Here is a 16,762-nt window from a genome sequence, read left to right on the forward strand (position 1 = left end):
CCCGTAGGCCAAGGCCTGAAGAAAAAGCGGCCATGGCGGCGTTGTCCTACGATCGAATTCGAAAGCAAGACACGGAGTGCGCCTCGGACCTCCGATCCCTACAGTGAACGCATCGATCAATCACCCATTGAAGGATGCATATGAACATGACCAATCCCACCGAAATGCGGGCCCTGGCTACCGTGAGCGATCCGCGCTGGGCTTCGGTGCTCGCACGTGACGCCGCGGCGGACGGCCGCTTCTTCTACTCGGTCAGGACCACGGGCGTGTACTGCCGCCCGTCCTGCGGCGCACGGTCGGCGCGACCCGAGAACGTGGAATTCCACGCGACGGCCGAGGACGCCGAGCGCGCCGGCTTCCGCCCCTGCATGCGCTGCAAGCCGGACCAGCCCGCACGTGCCGAACACCATGCGGCCATCGTCGCGGACCTCTGCCGCTTCATCGAGCGCTCCGAACAGGCGCCGACGCTGGACGAACTCGCCGAGCGTGCGGGGCTGAGCAGTTCGCATCTCCATCGGCTTTTCAAGGAGACCACCGGCGTCACGCCCAAGGCCTATGCGGCGGCGCACCGCGCCAGCCGCGTGCGTCAGGAACTGTCACGCAGCGACACCGTGACAGACGCGATCTACGACGCCGGCTACAACTCGAACGGCCGCTTCTACGCGCAGTCCAACGAGATGCTGGGCATGACGCCCACCGCGTGGCGCGCCGGTGGTGCCGATACCGAGATCCGCTTCGCGATCGGCGAGTGCGCGCTGGGCGCCATCCTGGTGGCGCAAAGCGAGCGCGGCGTCTGCGCGATTGCACTGGGCGATGACGCCGATGCGCTGGCGCGCGACCTGCAGGACCAGTTTCCGCGGGCGCGGTTGATCGGTGGCGATCCCGGTTTCGAGGAACTGGTCGCGAAGGTCGTCGGCTTTGTCGAGGCGCCGGGCGTGGGCCTGGACCTTCCGCTCGACGTGCGCGGCACCGCCTTCCAGCAACGCGTGTGGCAGGCACTCCGCGAGATCCCGGCAGGCACCACCGCAAGCTACAGCGACATCGCACAGCGCATCGGCGCGCCGAAGTCTGTACGCGCAGTGGCCCAGGCCTGCGGCGCCAACACGCTGGCGGTGGCGATTCCCTGCCATCGCGTGGTGCGCAGCGACGGCGGCCTGTCGGGCTATCGATGGGGCGTCGAGCGCAAGAGCGCATTGCTGCAGCGGGAGGCGAAGCGGGCATGAACGCGAGGGACATGACAGCGCCCGTCGCTCGAGTCGGCCTTGTCGACTGGGCGCAGGCGGGCAACGATCTCGACGAGCAGGGCGGCGCCGTGATCCCCGGCCTGCTCACAGCGGCCGAGTGCGAATTGCTGGTTTCGCTGTATGCGTCGGACAAGCCCTTCCGCAGCCGCGTGGTGATGGAGCGGCACGGCTTCGGGCGTGGCGAGTACAAGTACTTCGCCTATCCGCTGCCCGCGCTCGTCGCCGGCCTGCGTGAAGCGGTCTATCCGCATCTCGCACCGATCGCGAATCGCTGGAATGAGGTCATGGGCATCGATGTGCGCTATCCGCCGGGGCATGCCGACTTCATCGCGCGCTGCCACGCGGCAGGGCAGACCAAGCCGACGCCATTGCTGTTGCAGTACCGGGCCGACGACTACAACTGCCTGCACCAGGACCTGTACGGCGAGCACGTCTTTCCGCTGCAGCTCGTGATCCTGTTGTCCGAACCCGGCCGCGATTTCACGGGCGGCGAGTTCGTGATGACGGAGCAGCGACCGCGCATGCAGTCACGCCCGATGGTGCTGCCGCTGCACCAGGGCGATGCCGCGGTGATCGCGGTGCACCACCGGCCGGTCCAGGGGACTCGTGGCACGTATCGCGTGAACCTTCGTCACGGCGTGAGCCGGGTGCTTTCAGGGCATCGTTACACCGCCGGCATCATCTTTCACGACGCTGAATAATTGGATGAACCCCCAGGCTCGCGCACTGCGTGTCGCTCTCCACCCCCTTGCAGGGGGCGCCGCCAGCGGCCCGGCGAAGCCGGTTCCGCGGCGGCTCCCTGACTTTCCATGACGCTGGATCTTTTCGACTCGATTTCGGAACCTGTCGTGCCCTGGGTGGAAGCACTCGAACCGGGCGCGGTGGTACTGCGCCAGTTCGCCCGGTCGCGCGAGGCGGGGTTGCTGGACGCAGTGCGGCAGGTGATCGCCCAGTCACCGCTTCGCCACATGGTCACGCCGGGTGGCTTTCGAATGTCGGTCGCGATGACGAATTGCGGTGAACTGGGCTGGGTCACGGATCGGTCGGGCTACCGCTACGACCCCGTCGACCCTGAGACGGGCCGATCCTGGCCGCGCATGCCGGCCGAGTTCACCAAGCTCGCCACCGAAGCGGCTGCCCACGCCGGTTTCGAGGGATTCACACCGGACGCGTGCCTCGTCAACCGCTACGAAGCCGGCACGCGCCTGTCACTGCACCAGGACCGCGACGAACGCGACTTCAGCCAGCCGATTGTTTCCGTCTCGCTCGGCATCCCCGCGGTCTTCCTCTTCGGCGGGCCGAAGCGGACGGACAAGGCACGGCGCGTGCCACTCGGCCATGGCGATGTCGTCGTCTGGGGCGGGCCGGCGCGCCTGCATCACCACGGTGTACTGCCCTTGAAGGACGGCACGCATCCGTTCATGGGCGAGTGCCGGATCAACCTCACCTTTCGCAAGGCGGGCTGAGCCGGCTCTGTAGTCCCGCGCCTACATCGCAATGTGTCGGGCTCCGACACCTCACGCCCGGTGGTTTTTCCTACGCCGGAATACGATCTTTCGCCGCAGGGGCTCGGGCTGCTGTTGAGGGTGCGCGCAACCGAAAAAGCCTTGCGCTCCGACCCCGCACATTTTCTCGAGGCCTTCATGAACGCAATCGATCCCGTCGCCATTTCGGACACCACGCAGCACATGGTGGTCCTGCTCGATGCGCTGACCCGCCTGCGCAAGGGCGATCCGAAGGCCCGGCTGCCCGTGTACTGGGACGGCCTCTCCGGCAAGGTTGCGGATGCCTTCAACGGCCTCGTCGACCAGAACGCAATGCTGGCGTACGAACTGATGCGACTGCGGCAAGTCGTCGGAAAGGAGGGCAAGCTCAAGCAGCGCGCGGTCATGCAGGAGGCGCGAGGCTTCTGGGGCGAATCGATCGCCTGCGTGAACTCGCTCATCGACGACCTGGTGCACCCGACCAGCGAGGTCGCGCGGGTCATCGGCGCGGTCGCACAGGGTGACCTGTCCAAGAGCATGGCGCTGGAGGTCGAGGGCCGGGAACTCGAAGGCGAGTTCCTGCGCACGGCCAGGACGATCAACAAGATGGTCGAGCAGCTCGGCAACTTCTCCGCCGAGGTGACCCGGGTGGCGCGCGAAGTGGGCACCGAGGGCAAGCTCGGTGGCCAGGCGAAGGTGAAGGGCGTGGCCGGTACCTGGAAGGACCTGACCGATTCCGTCAACTCGATGGCGGGCAACCTCACCGACCAGGTCCGCAACATCGCCGACGTCACCACGGCGGTCGCCAAGGGCGACCTGTCGAAGAAGATCGACGTCGACGTGAAAGGCGAATTCCTCACGCTGAAGAACACCATCAACACGATGGTCGACCAGTTGCGCTCCTTCGCCTCCGAGGTCACGCGCGTGGCGCGCGAGGTGGGCACCGAAGGCTCGCTCGGCGGGCAGGCGCGGGTCGAGGGCGTGTCCGGCACCTGGAAGGACCTGACCGACTCCGTCAACTCGATGGCCGGCAACCTCACCAGCCAGGTGCGCAACATCGCCGACGTAACCAAGGCCGTGGCTGCGGGCGACCTGTCCAAGAAGATCACGGTGGACGGCAAGGGCGAAATCCTGGAGCTGAAGAACACGGTGAACACGCTGGTGGACCAGCTTCGCTCCTTCGCGGCAGAGGTCACGCGGGTGGCGCGCGAAGTGGGCACCGAAGGCAAGCTCGGCGGGCAGGCCGACGTGCAGGGCGTCGCCGGCACGTGGAAGGACCTCACCGACTCGGTCAACTCGATGGCCGGCAACCTCACCAGCCAGGTGCGCAACATCGCGGATGTGACCAAGGCCGTGGCCGCGGGCGACCTTTCGAAGAAGATCACCGTCGACGTCAAAGGCGAGATCCTGGAGCTCAAGGCGACCATCAACACGATGGTGGACCAGCTGCGGTCCTTCGCCGCCGAGGTCACGCGCGTGGCGCGCGAGGTGGGCACCGAAGGCAAGCTCGGCGGCCAGGCCGACGTGCAGGGCGTGGCCGGCACGTGGAAGGATCTCACCGAATCCGTCAACTTCATGGCCGGCAATCTCACGAGTCAGGTGCGCAACATCGCGGACGTGACGAAGGCCGTGGCTGCGGGCGACCTGTCCAAGAAGATCTCGGTCGACACCAAGGGCGAGATCCTGGAGCTGACGAACACCATCAACACCATGGTGGACCAGCTCTCCTCCTTTGCCGCGGAAGTGACGCGGGTGGCGCGCGAGGTGGGCACCGAAGGCAAGCTGGGCGGGCAGGCCGATGTGCAGGGCGTGGCCGGCACGTGGAAGGACCTCACTGAGTCGGTCAACTCGATGGCGTCCAACCTGACATCGCAGGTGCGCAACATCGCGGACGTCACCAAGGCCGTCGCGGCGGGTGACCTCTCCAAGAAGATCACGGTCGACGTGAAGGGCGAAATCCTCGAACTGAAGAACACCGTGAACACCATGGTCGACCAGTTGCGTTCGTTCGCCGCGGAAGTGACGCGCGTGGCGCGCGAGGTGGGCACGGAAGGAATCCTGGGCGGCCAGGCTGACGTGCAGGGTGTGGCCGGCACCTGGAAGGACCTGACGGAGTCGGTCAACTTCATGGCCGGCAATCTCACGAGCCAGGTGCGCAACATCGCGGAGGTGACCACCGCAGTGGCCGCGGGCGACCTCTCGAAGAAGATCACGGTGGACGTGAAGGGCGAGATCTCCGAGCTCAAGAACACGGTCAACACGATGGTGGACCAGTTGCGCTCCTTCGCCGCGGAAGTGACCCGTGTGGCGCTGGAGGTGGGCACCGAGGGCATCCTGGGCGGCCAGGCCGACGTGCAGGGTGTCGCAGGGACCTGGAAGGACCTCACGGACTCGGTCAACCTGATGGCCTCCAACCTGACCTCGCAGGTGCGCAACATCGCCGACGTGACGAAGGCCGTCGCGGCGGGAGACCTCTCGAAGAAGATCACGGTCGACGTGAAAGGCGAGATCCTGGAGCTCAAGGCCACCATCAACACCATGGTGGACCAGCTCTCGTCCTTCGCGGCCGAGGTGACGCGCGTGGCGCGCGAAGTGGGCACCGAGGGCCGGCTGGGCGGGCAGGCGCAGGTGCGCGACGTGTCCGGCACCTGGAAGGACCTCACCGACAACGTCAACTTCATGGCGGGCAACCTGACGGGCCAGGTGCGCGGCATCGCCAAGGTGGTGACCGCCGTGGCCGACGGCGACCTCCAGCAGAAGCTGACCGTCGAGGCCAAGGGCGAGATCGCCGCGCTGGCCGAGACGATCAACAGCATGACCGACACGCTCGCGACCTTTGCCGACCAGGTCACCACCGTGGCGCGCGAGGTCGGGGTCGAGGGCAAGCTCGGCGGGCAGGCGAAGGTGCCCGGCGCGTCGGGCACCTGGAAAGGATTGACCGAGAACGTCAACCAACTCGCGGCCAATCTGACGACGCAGGTGCGCGCGATCGCCGAAGTCGCCACGGCGGTGACGCAGGGCGACCTGACCCGTTCGATCACGGTGGAGGCGCAGGGTGAAGTCGCCGCCCTGAAGGACACGATCAACGAGATGATCCGCAACCTGAAGGACACCACCCAGAAGAACACCGAGCAGGACTGGCTGAAGACCAACCTCGCCAAGTTCAGCCGGATGCTCCAGGGCCAGAAGGACTTGCTGACCGTCGGGCAACTGATCCTTTCGGAGCTGGCGCCCGTGGTCGGCGCGCAGCAGGCCGAGTTCTACGTGCTCACGAACGCCGGTGGCACCGCCAAATTGAAGCTGTTCGCCAGCTACGCTTCGGGCGGCCAGAGTTCTCACGGCAAGGAGATCGACATCGGGCAGGGTCTGGTCGGCCAGTGCGCGATCGAGAAGTCGAAGATCCTGCTCACGAACGTGCCGAGCACGGCATTCAAGGTCGCGACAGGTCTCAGCGAAGGCGCGGCGATGGACGTCATCGTGCTGCCGGTCGTGTTCGAGGGCGAAGTGCGCGGCGTGCTCGAACTGGCCTCGCTCGAACGGTTCAACCCGGCGCACCAGGCCTTCCTCGACCAGCTCACCGAATCGATCGGCATCGTCATCAACACCATCTCCGCCAACATGCGGACCGAGGATCTGCTGACGCAGTCGCAATCGCTCGCGGAGGAGCTCCAGAGCCGGCAGCAGGAACTGCAGCAGACCAACGAGGCGCTGCAGGAGAAGGCGCGACTGCTCGTACACCAGAACCAGGAAGTCGAGCGCAAGAACCAGGAGGTCGAGCAGGCCCGGCAGGCGCTGGAGGAGAAGGCTGAGCAACTGGCGCTGACTTCCAAGTACAAGTCGGAATTCCTCGCCAACATGTCGCACGAGCTGCGCACGCCGCTCAACAGCCTGCTCATCCTTTCCGACCAGCTCTGCAAGAACGGCGACGGCAACCTGACGCCTCGCCAGGTCGAGTTCGCGAAGACGATCCACCTGTCGGGCAACGACCTGCTGATGCTGATCAACGACATCCTCGACCTGTCCAAGATCGAATCGGGCACGGTCGCCGTCGAAGTCAGCGAGGTGCGGCTGGAGGAGCTGCGCCGCTCCGTGGAGCGCAGCTTCCGTCACGTCGCCGAGGCCAAGCACGTGGACTTCGACATCAGCGTCGCCGAGTCGCTGTCCGGGACGATCGTGACCGACGTCAAGCGCCTCCAGCAGATCATCAAGAACCTGTTGTCGAACGCCTTCAAGTTCACGCACCGAGGCTCGGTCTCGCTGTCGATCGCGCGGGTCGAATCCGGCTGGTCGAGCGATGTCGAGGAGCTGGGCCGCGCGAGCCATGTGCTGGCCTTCGCGGTGTCGGACACGGGCATCGGCATCTCCGCGGACAAGCAGCAGATCGTCTTCGAGGCTTTCCAGCAGGCCGACGGCTCCACATCGCGCAAGTACGGCGGCACCGGGCTGGGCCTGGCCATCAGCCGCGAGCTGGCGCGTCTGCTCGGTGGCGAAATCCGGCTCAGCAGCACCCCGGCCATGGGCAGCACGTTCACGCTCTACCTGCCCCAGAACTACAGCCCTTCGCGCAGCGCACGTCCCGTTCGCGCCGACGTCATCGAAGCGGACGCCGCCCACAAGTCGGTGCGCGATCGGCTCGTCGATGCGCGCGCGGCGGACATGGCATCGGATGCAGCGGCAGACGCCCGTGATGCCGAGGATGTGTTGTCGGCGCTGAACGTCGCCGGCGATGATCGCGACGCGACGGTGCCGGGCGACCAGGTCGCCCTGATCGTCGAGAACGACCTGGCTTTCGCCAAAGTCCTCATGCAGGCCGCGCGCGGCAGCGGCTTCAAGGCGCTCGTGAGCCTCAGCGGCGCCGCCGCGCTGGCGCTGGCGCGCGACCATCGGCCGAGGCTGATTACGCTCGACATCCATCTGCCGGACATGGACGGGTGGCGCATCCTGGACCGACTGAAGTCCGACCTGGCGACGCGCCACATTCCGGTTTGCGTGGTCTCCACGGACGATTCGCGCGCCCGCGCGCTGAGCTCCGGCGCGCTGGGATTCCTCTCTAAGCCGCTTCAGTCGATCGATGAGGTCGAAGCCGCGATGGCGAGCCTGCACCGCTACGTGCACGCCGATGTGCGCAGGCTCCTGGTGGCGGTGTCCGGTGACTCGCCGGCGCGCGAAGCCTGCCTGAAGGCCTTCGACGGCGGCAGCGTCGATGTCGTCTGGGCGGACGGCGCCGACGACGTCAGGCGCGAACTCGCGAGCGGCGAGGTCGACTGCCTGATCACGGATGGCCGCGTGCCGGGACTCAGCCGGCTGGATCTCGTCGAGCCGCTGGAGCAGCGTTCGGCTGTCCAGCAACTGCCTGTGGTCGTCTACGACCCCGAGGATGCGGAGCGATCGCGGGCCATCGGGACCCACGGCCTGGATTGGCGGCAAGGCCAAGGCGAAGGCGCGTGGCGAACCGTGCAGACACTCGACCAGCTCATCGAAGCGGGCACCTTCTTCCTGCATCGTTCGACGGCCAGCATGTCGGAAGCCGAGCGTCGCGCCGTGGAGGCGGTGAACGATGTCGCCGGCAGCCTGGCCGGGAAGAAGGTGCTGATCGTCGACGACGACATTCGGAACATCTTCGCGCTGGCCACGGTGCTGGACCAGCAGGGCATGGTGATCGTCTCGGCCGAGAACGGCCGCGATGCGGTTCGCCGGGTGCAGGAGGATGCCGGGATCGACATCGTGCTCATGGACATCATGATGCCGGAGATGGACGGCATGGAGACCATGCGGGAGCTCCGACGCCTGCCGCGCGGCAAGCAGTTGCCCCTGGTGGCGGTCACCGCGAAGGCGATGAAGGGCGATCGCGAGAAGTGCATCGAGGCCGGTGCATGGGACTACCTGTCCAAGCCGGTGGACACCGCCTACCTGCTCGTGGTGTTGCGAGGCTGGCTGTGCAAGTGAACCTCCCGGGCGCCGCGAACCCGGCCGTTGCCGGGCCGGCCGAGCGCGCCAACATCCTGGTCGTGGACGACCTGCCCGAAAAGCTGCTGGTGTTCCAGACAGTGCTGGAGGATCTCGGGCAGAACCTGGTGCTGGTCCGGTCGGGCGAGGAGGCGCTCCGGGAACTGCTCCAGCGGGAGTTCGCGGTCATCATGCTCGACGTCAACATGCCCGGCATGGACGGCTTCGAGACCGCGGCGCTGATCCGTCAGCATCGTCGCAGCGCGCATACGCCGATCATCTTCATCACCTCCTACGCCGACGAGATGCAGACCGCGCGCGGCTATTCGCTCGGCGCCGTCGACTACATGCTGTCGCCGCTGGTGCCGGAGATCCTGCGCAGCAAGGTCAGCGTCTTCGTGTCGCTCTACCTGATGCAGCGCGAGGTGCAGCAGCAGGCGGACGCCCGCGCCGCGATGATGGCCGCCGAGGCTGCGCGCCGGGTGGCGGAGCAACGGGACAAGCGCTCCGCCTTCCTCGCGCACGCCAGCCGGGCGCTCAGCGTTTCGCTCGAAGTGCAGGTGGCCGCGTGCGAGCTGGCGGAGTTGCTGGTGCCGACGGTCGCGGCGGCCTCGGTCGTGCTGCCGTCGGACCCCGATTTCTTCCCGTGCAAGACGGTGGTCGCCGCACGGGCGCGTGCCGGCGGACGCCCCATCGTCTCGACCAGCGGTGCGCATCTGGACGAACGCCTGGCCTCGACGCTCGACAGCGCCATCCGGGATCGCCGCTTTACCGACCTCGCGCCGGTGGCCTTGAGCGCATTGAACGCCGGCTCGCTGGGCCTCGCGGGCAGTGCGGTGTCGCTGCCGCCGCTTCGCTGGGCCGGGGCGCTGCCACTGATCTTCGGTGGCCGCGTGCTCGGCGCGATGCTGCTGCTGTCCGGGGAGGACGCCATGGAGCAGGGCGGCCCCGATCAGGGCCTGCTGGAGGAAGTCGCCGTGCGCGCCGCGGCGGCCTTCGAGAACGCGCGGCTCTACCGCGTCCTGCAGCGCGAGATCGCCGAGCGCAAGGCCGCGCAGGAGGAACTGCAGCAGGCCGACCAGCGCAAGGACGAATTCCTCGCCATGATGTCGCACGAATTGCGCAATCCCCTGGCGCCGATTCACACGGCGGTCGAGGTGATTCGTCGGATCGCGCCCCCCAGCCCGAAGGTGTCCTGGGCGTTGGACGTCGCCAGCCGGCAGTTGCAGCAGATGACCCGCCTGATCGAGGAGTTGCTGGACGTCACGCGCATCAGCCAGGGCAAGATCACGCTCAAGCGAGAGTCCATGGACCTCAACAAGGTGATCGCGCAGAGCGTGGAGACCATCCAGCCGGCCGTCAAGAGCCGTCGCCAGGTGTTGAGCGTCTCCATCCCCGAGCGGCCGGCCTGGCTGCACGGCGATGCGGCGAGGCTCACGCAGGTCATTGCGAACCTGCTGCACAACGCATCGAAATACAGCCCCGAAGGGACGCACATCTCGCTGGCAGCGGAGATCGAGGACCTGGAGGTCGTCGTGACCGTGCGCGACCAGGGCATCGGCATCGACGAGGAACTGCTTCCGCGCATCTTCGACCTGTTCGCGCAGGGCAAGCGTGGCCTCGATCGCGCGCAGGGTGGCCTGGGGGTCGGCCTGACCCTGGCGCGCCGGCTGACCGAGATGCACGGCGGTCGCATCGAGGCGACCAGCTTCGGCAAGGACAAGGGCTCGGAGTTCAAGGTTCGATTGCCCTGCATCACGCTGGTGCGCCAGGAGAGCAAGTCCGGGCATCAGGATCACCCCGTCGTTTCGAACCACCCGCAGCAGTGCGTCCTGGTCGTGGACGACAACCGTGACGCCGCGGATGCGATGGCCGCGATCCTGGAAATCGACGGGCACGCCGTGCTGACGGCTTCGGACGGCGAGGAGGCGCTGACGATCGCTGCGGCGCGCAGTCCGACCGTCGTGCTGCTGGACATCGGATTGCCCGTGCTCGACGGCTACCAGGTGGCCCGGCGACTGCGTTCCATGCGGGAGACCGAGCAGTCGCTCCTGATCGCACTGACCGGCTATGGCCAGAAGGAGGACAGGCAGGCTGCGTTCGATGCGGGATTCAGCCACCACTTCGTGAAACCGGCGGACGCCACCGAATTGCTGAATTGCATCCGGGCCTGGTGCAAGACCCGGGAGAGCGACAGCTTTGGCGTGCCGGCAGCCAAGTGAGGGATCGGGGAATCAGCCGACGCGGCGCTCGAGCTTCCGCGTCTCGCCGATGGCCGTCACGAAGAATTCGTCTTCCGGCATTCCTTTTGCGCTGCGCAGCTCGGCGAGCTTTCTCGGCGGCTCGTCCAGGGCCTCGTCGGTCAGCGTGAAGACGCCCCAGTGGATCCCGAGCGAGCGCTTGGCGCCCACGTCGGCATGGATCTTCAGCGCTTCCTCGACGTCGACGTGCTGCATGCGCATGAACCAGCGCGGTGCGTAGGCGCCGATGGGGACCAGCGCAATGTCGAATCCGCCGCCGCGCTCGGGCGTCTGGCGATCCCGGAAGTGCCGGCGGATGTCGGTGAAGTCGCGCGAATAGCCGGTGTCGCCGGTGAAGAGCAGGTGGCAATCCGGCGCGAGGACGGCGAAGCCGCCCCACAGGGTCGCCATGGCATCGCCGGGGCCGCGCGAGGACCAGTGCTGCGCCGGCACCAGGGTCACTTCGATATCCCCCCGCGGTGTCGGCAGGCGGTGGCTGTCCCACCAGTCCAGCTCCACGGCGTTCTGGATGCCCTTGGCTGCGAGCCACGGCTTGAGGCCCAGCGGCACCACGAACAGGGGCGGGCCGCCCGCCTGCCGGTTGAGCCCTAGTACCGAGGCGCCGTCGAGATGGTCGTAGTGGTTGTGCGACACCAGCACCAGGTTCACGTGCGGCAGATCGGCCAGCGCGACGCCGGGCGGCGAATGCCGTCGGGGCCCCACCAGTTGCACGGGCGAGGCCCGCTGCGAGAACATCGGATCCGTCAGCATCGTGATGCCACCCAGCTGGGCCATGACCGTGGCGTGACCGATGTATGTCGTGGCCGGCACCATCTGCGCACCGGCCTGCGCGTTGGCGCGGAGCCAGGCGAGATCGGGCGTCACCCTCGGCGTCGGCCCCAGGGGCGGCGGAGGCAGGCGGTTGCGCATGGCGTCCCTTCGCCAGCGCAGGAGGTCCGACAGGCTTTTCGGCTCGAACTCCGTGTAGTTGTTCTGGAAGCCGCGGGCGCGGTGGTGCGGCTTCTTCGGGTCTTGATAGGGGTTCATCGTTCGCACAATCTATCCGGCGATCAGTTTTTGAACCAGTTCCGCAGTGGTGGACGCCGCATATTTGCGCATCAGCCGCGCACGGTGTATTTCGACCGTGCGATGGCTGATGGCGAGGGCCTTGCCGATTTCCTTCGAGGTGCGCCCCTGCATGACTTGCGCCGCCACCTCGCGCTCGCGTGGGGTGAGTTCGGCCTTGACGGAGCGGCGCGACCCGAGGTCCTCGAAAGTCCAGATGCCCGCTTCGTGCGGCGCGGCGCGATTGAGCGCTTGCCCGCTGACGTGGCACCAGAAGGTCTCGCCCGCGAACGCGCCATGCAGGTCCCCCAGCCGTTTCATCATGCGGTTGTCCGCATAGCGGCCACTCGCGTTCAGGATCGGCTCCATGCGCTTGCCGATGCGCTCGAATTCGACGACGCTCGGGTACAGCACCTGGAACGACTGGCCGACCAGCGAATCGCGCGTGGCGCCGAACATCTCGCACAAGCGCGCATTGCAATCCATGATGATGCGATGGCGGGAGAGCACCATGCCCACCGGCGACTGCTCGAAAGCGAGCCGGTAGTCGATGGCCATCAGTTCGGTCTCGGGTGTCTCCATTACGAAATACTACGTATGCCTGTACGTAGTATCGTCTCAGGCTGCGAACCAACCCTCAACCCTCAACCTTCTCCCAGCGAGGAATCATGGCGAACAAGATCTATCCCTCCGCCGACGCGGCGCTCAAGGGTGTCGTGGCCGACGGCCAGACGCTCGCCGTCGGCGGCTTCGGCCTGTGCGGCATCCCCGAGGCGCTGATCGACGCGCTGCACGATTCGGGCGTGAAGAACCTGACCTGCATCTCCAACAACGCGGGCGTCGATGGTTTCGGCCTCGGCAAGCTGCTCGAGACGCGCCAGATCAAGAAGATGGTTGCGAGCTACGTGGGCGAGAACAAGGAGTTCGAGCGCCAGTACCTCGCGGGCGAACTGGAGCTGGAGTTCACGCCCCAGGGCACGCTGGCCGAGAAGCTGCGCGCCGGCGGCGCCGGCATCCCGGCCTTCTTCACCAAGACCGGTGTCGGCACCCAGGTTGCCGAAGGCAAGGAACTGCGCGAGTTCGATGGCGAGACCTACGTCATGGAGCGCTCGCTGGTGCCCGACGTGGCCCTGGTCAAGGCCGACGTGGCCGACAAGTCCGGCAACCTGCGCTTCCGCCTGACGGCGCGCAACTTCAACCCCGCCGCGGCGATGGCCGGGAAGATCTGCATCGTCGAGGTCGAGAAGATCGTCGAGGTCGGCGAACTCGCGCCGGACGACATCCACTTGCCGGGCATCTACGTGCACCGCATCGTGCTCAACAGCAACCCCGAGAAGCGGATCGAGAAGCGCACCATCAGCGCCGCGGCGCCGGTCGACGCCGTGGCCGCCAAGGTCGAGGCCCAGGCCGCCATCGCGCAAGCCGCTGCCGGCAGCGAAGTGCCGGCCCCTATCAAGAACACCAAAGGAGCCTGAGATGCCTTGGACCCAAGACCAGATGGCCGCACGTGCGGCGCAAGAACTCGAAGACGGCTTCTACGTCAACCTAGGCATCGGCATCCCCACTCTGGTGGCCAACTTCGTCGGCGACAAGGAAGTCTGGCTGCAGAGCGAGAACGGCATGCTCGGCATCGGCCCGTTCCCGACCGAGGACCAGGTCGACGCCGACCTGATCAACGCCGGCAAGCAGACCGTGACGACGCTGCCCGGCAGCGCCATCTTCGGCAGCCACGACAGCTTCGCGATGATTCGCGGCGGCAAGATCAATCTGTCGATCCTGGGCGCCATGCAGGTGAGCAGCAAGGGCGACCTCGCCAACTGGATGATCCCCGGCAAGATGGTCAAGGGCATGGGCGGCGCGATGGACCTGGTGGCCGGCGTCAAGCGCGTGATCATCCTGATGGAGCACGTCGCGAAGAAGAAGGACGGCACCGAGGACCTCAAGATCCTGGAGCACTGCACGCTGCCGCTGACGGGCGTGGGCGTGGTCGACCGCATCATCACCGACCTCGCCGTGATGGACGTGGTGCCGCAGGGCCTGAAGGTCGTCGAAATGGCGCCGGGCGTGAGCTTCGAGACGCTGCAGGCGAAGACGGGCGCGAAGCTGATCCAGTAGGGCGTCGCATTGCATAGCGCAAAGGGCAGGGCCGTGTAAACGCGCCCTGCCTTTTTTCTTTGGAGAGCAGGACATGAACGCCACCGAGGAACTGGAGCGGATCTGGCGGCTTGCAGGTCTGCCACGTGACGCATTGGGGTATGCGAACCTGAGTGGCGCAGACCCGGTGTTGCCATCGTCCTTTGCCGTCGGAACCGCGGCGCAGAGCACCATCGCCGCCGCGGCGCTTGCGGCCTGCGAACTCGGGCATGCGCGCGGAGCATCCCGCCAGCAGGTCAGCGTCGAGATGCTGCATGCGGCGCTGGAGTGCACGGCTTGGTTCAGCCTGGACGGCAGGGTCCCTGAGTTGTGGGATGCGTTCTCCGGGCTCTATCGGACGGCCGACGGATGGGTGCGCATCCATGCCAACTTCGCGCATCACCGTGACGGCGCGCTGCGTCTGCTGGGCCTGAATCCGCAGACCGCGCAGCGTGCCGACGCCGAAGCGGCGATGCAGTTGTGGACGGCGATCGAATTCGAATCAGCGGCGGCGGCGAAGGGGCTGGTCGCGACGGCGTTGCGGAGTTTCGATGAGTGGGACGTCACGCCGCAGGGCGCGGCATTGGCGCCGCAGCCCTTGTTCGCGATCGAACGCATCGGCGACGCACCGCCGCTCGACCTGCCGCCGCTTTCGGAGGAAGAGAGACCATTGTCTGGTGTGCGCGTGCTGGACCTGACCCGCATCCTGGCCGGCCCTGTGGGCGGCCGCGCGCTCGCGGCATACGGCGCCGACGTGATGCTGATCAACTCACCGAACCTGCCCAACATCGAGGCGATCGCGGACACCAGTCGCGGCAAGCTGTCGGCGCATGTCGATCTGCAAACGGAAGCGGGCCGCGGTGCCCTGACGAGGCTGCTCCAGGACGCGCATGTCTTCATCCAGGGCTATCGGCCCGGCGGGTTGGCGGGGCTCGGTTTCGGGCCAGATCAGGCGGCAGAGATCCGTCCGGGAATCGTCTACGTCTCGTTGACGGCCTACGGCACGCTCGGCCCGTGGGCGCAGCGCCGCGGCTTCGATTCGTTGGTTCAGACAGCGATGGGTTTCAACCATGCGGAAGGCGAAGCGGCGGGTGACGGAAAGCCGCGGCCGCTGCCTATGCAGATCCTTGATGAAGCCACGGGCTACCTCATCGCCATGGGTGCTTCGGCCGCGCTATGGCGACAGCAACGCGAGGGTGGGAGTTGGCACGTGCAGGTTTCGTTGGCACAGACTGGGCAGTGGCTTCGCGGGCTGGGACGGGTGGCTGATGGGCTTCGGATTGAACGGCCCGATATGTCGGCTTGCCTGGAGACTTCGAGTTCCGGGTTCGGGGAGCTTTGCGGGATGCGGCACAGTGCGCGGCTTTCTCGTACGCCTGCTGCCTGGGGTCGGCCTTCGATGCCGCCAGGGAGTCATTTGCCGGTTTGGGAGTAGAGGGGGTGGCGTCGCCGGGACGGGATGGTTGAACTGTCCGCCTCACGCGTGTGAATGCGCGCAGGCTTGCGCCGTTCGAGACGCCCACAACCGTTGCCCTCTCACGGAGCCCGGTAGGTGGTGCGGGTTGGGCGACCCCTCTGCGCCGCTGAGGAGCGCAGCTTCAGGCGGATAAGGGCCGCGCGTGTTTGAGCGAAGCGAGTTTGCGCGGACCCCGCCTGAAGCGAGCACCGGAAGGGAGCCCGAAGGGCCGGCGTAGCGGGGTCGACCGGCCCGCACCGCCTACCGGGCGCTCTCAACAAGGAGCAAGAGAACCTACCCCTTCCCCAACATCTCAATCAACCGAGCAAGCGCCACAGAAGCAGTCCCTTGCCACACAAGGTGCGTCCGATTGGCCCTCATGCGTTCCGGCAACTGATGCTGTCGAACATCCGCCGTAGCACGCAATGCCTTGAGCACCGACACCGGCACGATCGCGAACCCTGTACCTGCCGCCACGCAGGCAATCATGGCCTGATACGACGAAAACTCCAGCGACCTCGACGGCGCAACGCCACCCTTGCCAAGCCATTGCTCAAGCAGCCGTCGATACGAGCACCCTTGCGCGAACGCGATCAGCGTCGCGTTCGCCAGATCGCCGGGTTTCGTGACCGAGGCTACGCTGCGCGAAGTGATCAGCACCAGTTCTTCCTCGAACACCGCCATCGTCTCCAGCCCTGACGGCGCAAACGGCTCCGACACGAACGCGGCCTCCACCTCGAACGCCTTCACCCGCTTCAACAGCGCGCCCGTGGTGCCGGTCACCAACTCCACGACCACGCCCGGATACAGCCTGTGAAATCGCGACAGCACCGGCGCCAACCGGCTACCCGCCGTGCTCTCGAGCGACCCGAGCTTGAACGTGCCGAGCGGCAGGTCGCTGCGCAGCTCGCTCTCGGCTTCATCGGCAAGCCTTAGGAGCCGATCGGCATAGGGCAGCAGCTTGTGCCCCGCCGGTGCCAGCGCCAGCGTACGGCCTTGGCGATGGAACAGCTTGTGGCCCAGCCGCTCCTCCAACTGCTGAATGCGCGTCGTCACATTCGACTGCACGCGATTGAGCTTGTCCGCCGCACGAATCACGCCGCCCTCGGCCACGACAGTGCGGAAGATCTCGAGGGAATCCAGGTCGATGGTTCTCATAAGGAGAATGATTGTTCTGAATAATTCATTTGTGGC

General features: G+C 66.6%; 11 protein-coding genes. 8 read left to right on the forward strand and 3 right to left on the reverse strand.

Translation table 11 applies throughout. The features are described 5' to 3' along the window. Positions 1 to 140 precede the first annotated feature (140 nt). The 5 genes from ada to AC1D3B_RS24855 all read left to right on the forward strand — a co-directional run bounded on the left by ada (position 141) and on the right by AC1D3B_RS24855 (position 10,896). Positions 141 to 1,223, forward strand: a complete 1,083-nt coding sequence (gene ada / locus AC1D3B_RS24835) for a bifunctional DNA-binding transcriptional regulator/O6-methylguanine-DNA methyltransferase Ada (RefSeq protein ID WP_478193341.1) — start codon at positions 141 to 143, stop codon at positions 1,221 to 1,223. Next, positions 1,220 to 1,945, forward strand: a complete 726-nt coding sequence (locus tag AC1D3B_RS24840) for a 2OG-Fe(II) oxygenase (protein ID WP_478193342.1) — start codon at positions 1,220 to 1,222, stop codon at positions 1,943 to 1,945. Before ada ends, AC1D3B_RS24840 begins: the two co-directional genes overlap by 4 nt. 108 nt (positions 1,946 to 2,053) lie before the next feature. Next, positions 2,054 to 2,710: a DNA oxidative demethylase AlkB gene (gene alkB, locus AC1D3B_RS24845; protein ID WP_478193343.1), complete on the forward strand. Its 657-nt coding sequence runs from the start codon at positions 2,054 to 2,056 to the stop codon at positions 2,708 to 2,710. Between the two features lie 177 nt (positions 2,711 to 2,887). Then, on the forward strand, positions 2,888 to 8,674 hold the full coding sequence (locus AC1D3B_RS24850; protein ID WP_478193344.1) for a hybrid sensor histidine kinase/response regulator: 5,787 nt from the start codon (positions 2,888 to 2,890) through the stop codon (positions 8,672 to 8,674). Continuing rightward, positions 8,671 to 10,896: a response regulator gene (locus tag AC1D3B_RS24855; RefSeq protein WP_478193345.1), complete on the forward strand. Its 2,226-nt coding sequence runs from the start codon at positions 8,671 to 8,673 to the stop codon at positions 10,894 to 10,896. The genes AC1D3B_RS24850 and AC1D3B_RS24855 overlap by 4 nt, the downstream gene beginning before the upstream one ends. A gap of 12 nt (positions 10,897 to 10,908) precedes the next feature. Here the strand turns inward: AC1D3B_RS24855 and AC1D3B_RS24860 are convergent, their stop codons facing one another. Both AC1D3B_RS24860 and AC1D3B_RS24865 read right to left on the reverse strand, forming a co-directional pair. Further along, a complete protein-coding gene (locus AC1D3B_RS24860; RefSeq protein WP_478193346.1) occupies positions 10,909 to 11,961 on the reverse strand; it encodes an MBL fold metallo-hydrolase in 1,053 nt (350 codons plus the stop codon). A 12-nt stretch (positions 11,962 to 11,973) separates the two neighbouring features. Further along, positions 11,974 to 12,537 carry a LuxR C-terminal-related transcriptional regulator gene (locus AC1D3B_RS24865; protein ID WP_478193410.1) on the reverse strand — a complete coding sequence of 188 codons (564 nt, stop codon included), beginning with the start codon at positions 12,535 to 12,537 and terminating at the stop codon, positions 11,974 to 11,976. Positions 12,538 to 12,647: 110 nt separating this feature from the next. On the opposite strand from AC1D3B_RS24865, the gene AC1D3B_RS24870 reads away from it, so the two are divergent. The 3 genes from AC1D3B_RS24870 to AC1D3B_RS24880 all read left to right on the forward strand — a co-directional run bounded on the left by AC1D3B_RS24870 (position 12,648) and on the right by AC1D3B_RS24880 (position 15,547). Continuing rightward, positions 12,648 to 13,454, forward strand: coding sequence for a CoA transferase subunit A (locus AC1D3B_RS24870; protein ID WP_478193347.1), 807 nt, complete (start codon positions 12,648 to 12,650; stop codon positions 13,452 to 13,454). Between the two features lies 1 nt (position 13,455). Further along, positions 13,456 to 14,094 (forward strand): 3-oxoacid CoA-transferase subunit B, encoded by a 639-nt coding sequence (locus AC1D3B_RS24875; protein WP_478193348.1) that lies wholly within the window; start codon positions 13,456 to 13,458, stop codon positions 14,092 to 14,094. Positions 14,095 to 14,167: 73 nt separating this feature from the next. Beyond that, a complete protein-coding gene (locus AC1D3B_RS24880) occupies positions 14,168 to 15,547 on the forward strand; it encodes a CoA transferase (RefSeq protein ID WP_478193349.1) in 1,380 nt (459 codons plus the stop codon). Positions 15,548 to 15,862: 315 nt separating this feature from the next. Here AC1D3B_RS24880 and AC1D3B_RS24885 read toward each other — a convergent pair whose 3' ends face one another. Beyond that, complete coding sequence (locus AC1D3B_RS24885; RefSeq protein ID WP_478193350.1) at positions 15,863 to 16,726, reverse strand: LysR family transcriptional regulator; 864 nt, start codon at positions 16,724 to 16,726, stop codon at positions 15,863 to 15,865. Positions 16,727 to 16,762 lie beyond the last annotated feature (36 nt).

This window comes from Variovorax sp. P5_A3, from assembly GCF_056400665.1.

Bases quoted from the DNA above. Each gene is read 5' to 3' on its own strand.
- ada (WP_478193341.1), top strand. From the start codon at position 141: ATGAACATGACCAATCCCACCGAAATGCGGGCCCTGGCTACCGTGAGC.
- AC1D3B_RS24840 (WP_478193342.1), top strand. From the start codon at position 1,220: ATGAACGCGAGGGACATGACAGCGCCCGTCGCTCGAGTCGGCCTTGTC.
- alkB (WP_478193343.1), top strand. From the start codon at position 2,054: ATGACGCTGGATCTTTTCGACTCGATTTCGGAACCTGTCGTGCCCTGG.
- AC1D3B_RS24850 (WP_478193344.1), top strand. From the start codon at position 2,888: ATGAACGCAATCGATCCCGTCGCCATTTCGGACACCACGCAGCACATG.
- AC1D3B_RS24860 (WP_478193346.1), bottom strand. From the start codon at position 11,961: ATGAACCCCTATCAAGACCCGAAGAAGCCGCACCACCGCGCCCGCGGC.
- AC1D3B_RS24865 (WP_478193410.1), bottom strand. From the start codon at position 12,537: ATGGCCATCGACTACCGGCTCGCTTTCGAGCAGTCGCCGGTGGGCATG.
- AC1D3B_RS24870 (WP_478193347.1), top strand. From the start codon at position 12,648: ATGGCGAACAAGATCTATCCCTCCGCCGACGCGGCGCTCAAGGGTGTC.
- AC1D3B_RS24875 (WP_478193348.1), top strand. From the start codon at position 13,456: ATGCCTTGGACCCAAGACCAGATGGCCGCACGTGCGGCGCAAGAACTC.
- AC1D3B_RS24880 (WP_478193349.1), top strand. From the start codon at position 14,168: ATGAACGCCACCGAGGAACTGGAGCGGATCTGGCGGCTTGCAGGTCTG.
- AC1D3B_RS24885 (WP_478193350.1), bottom strand. From the start codon at position 16,726: ATGAGAACCATCGACCTGGATTCCCTCGAGATCTTCCGCACTGTCGTG.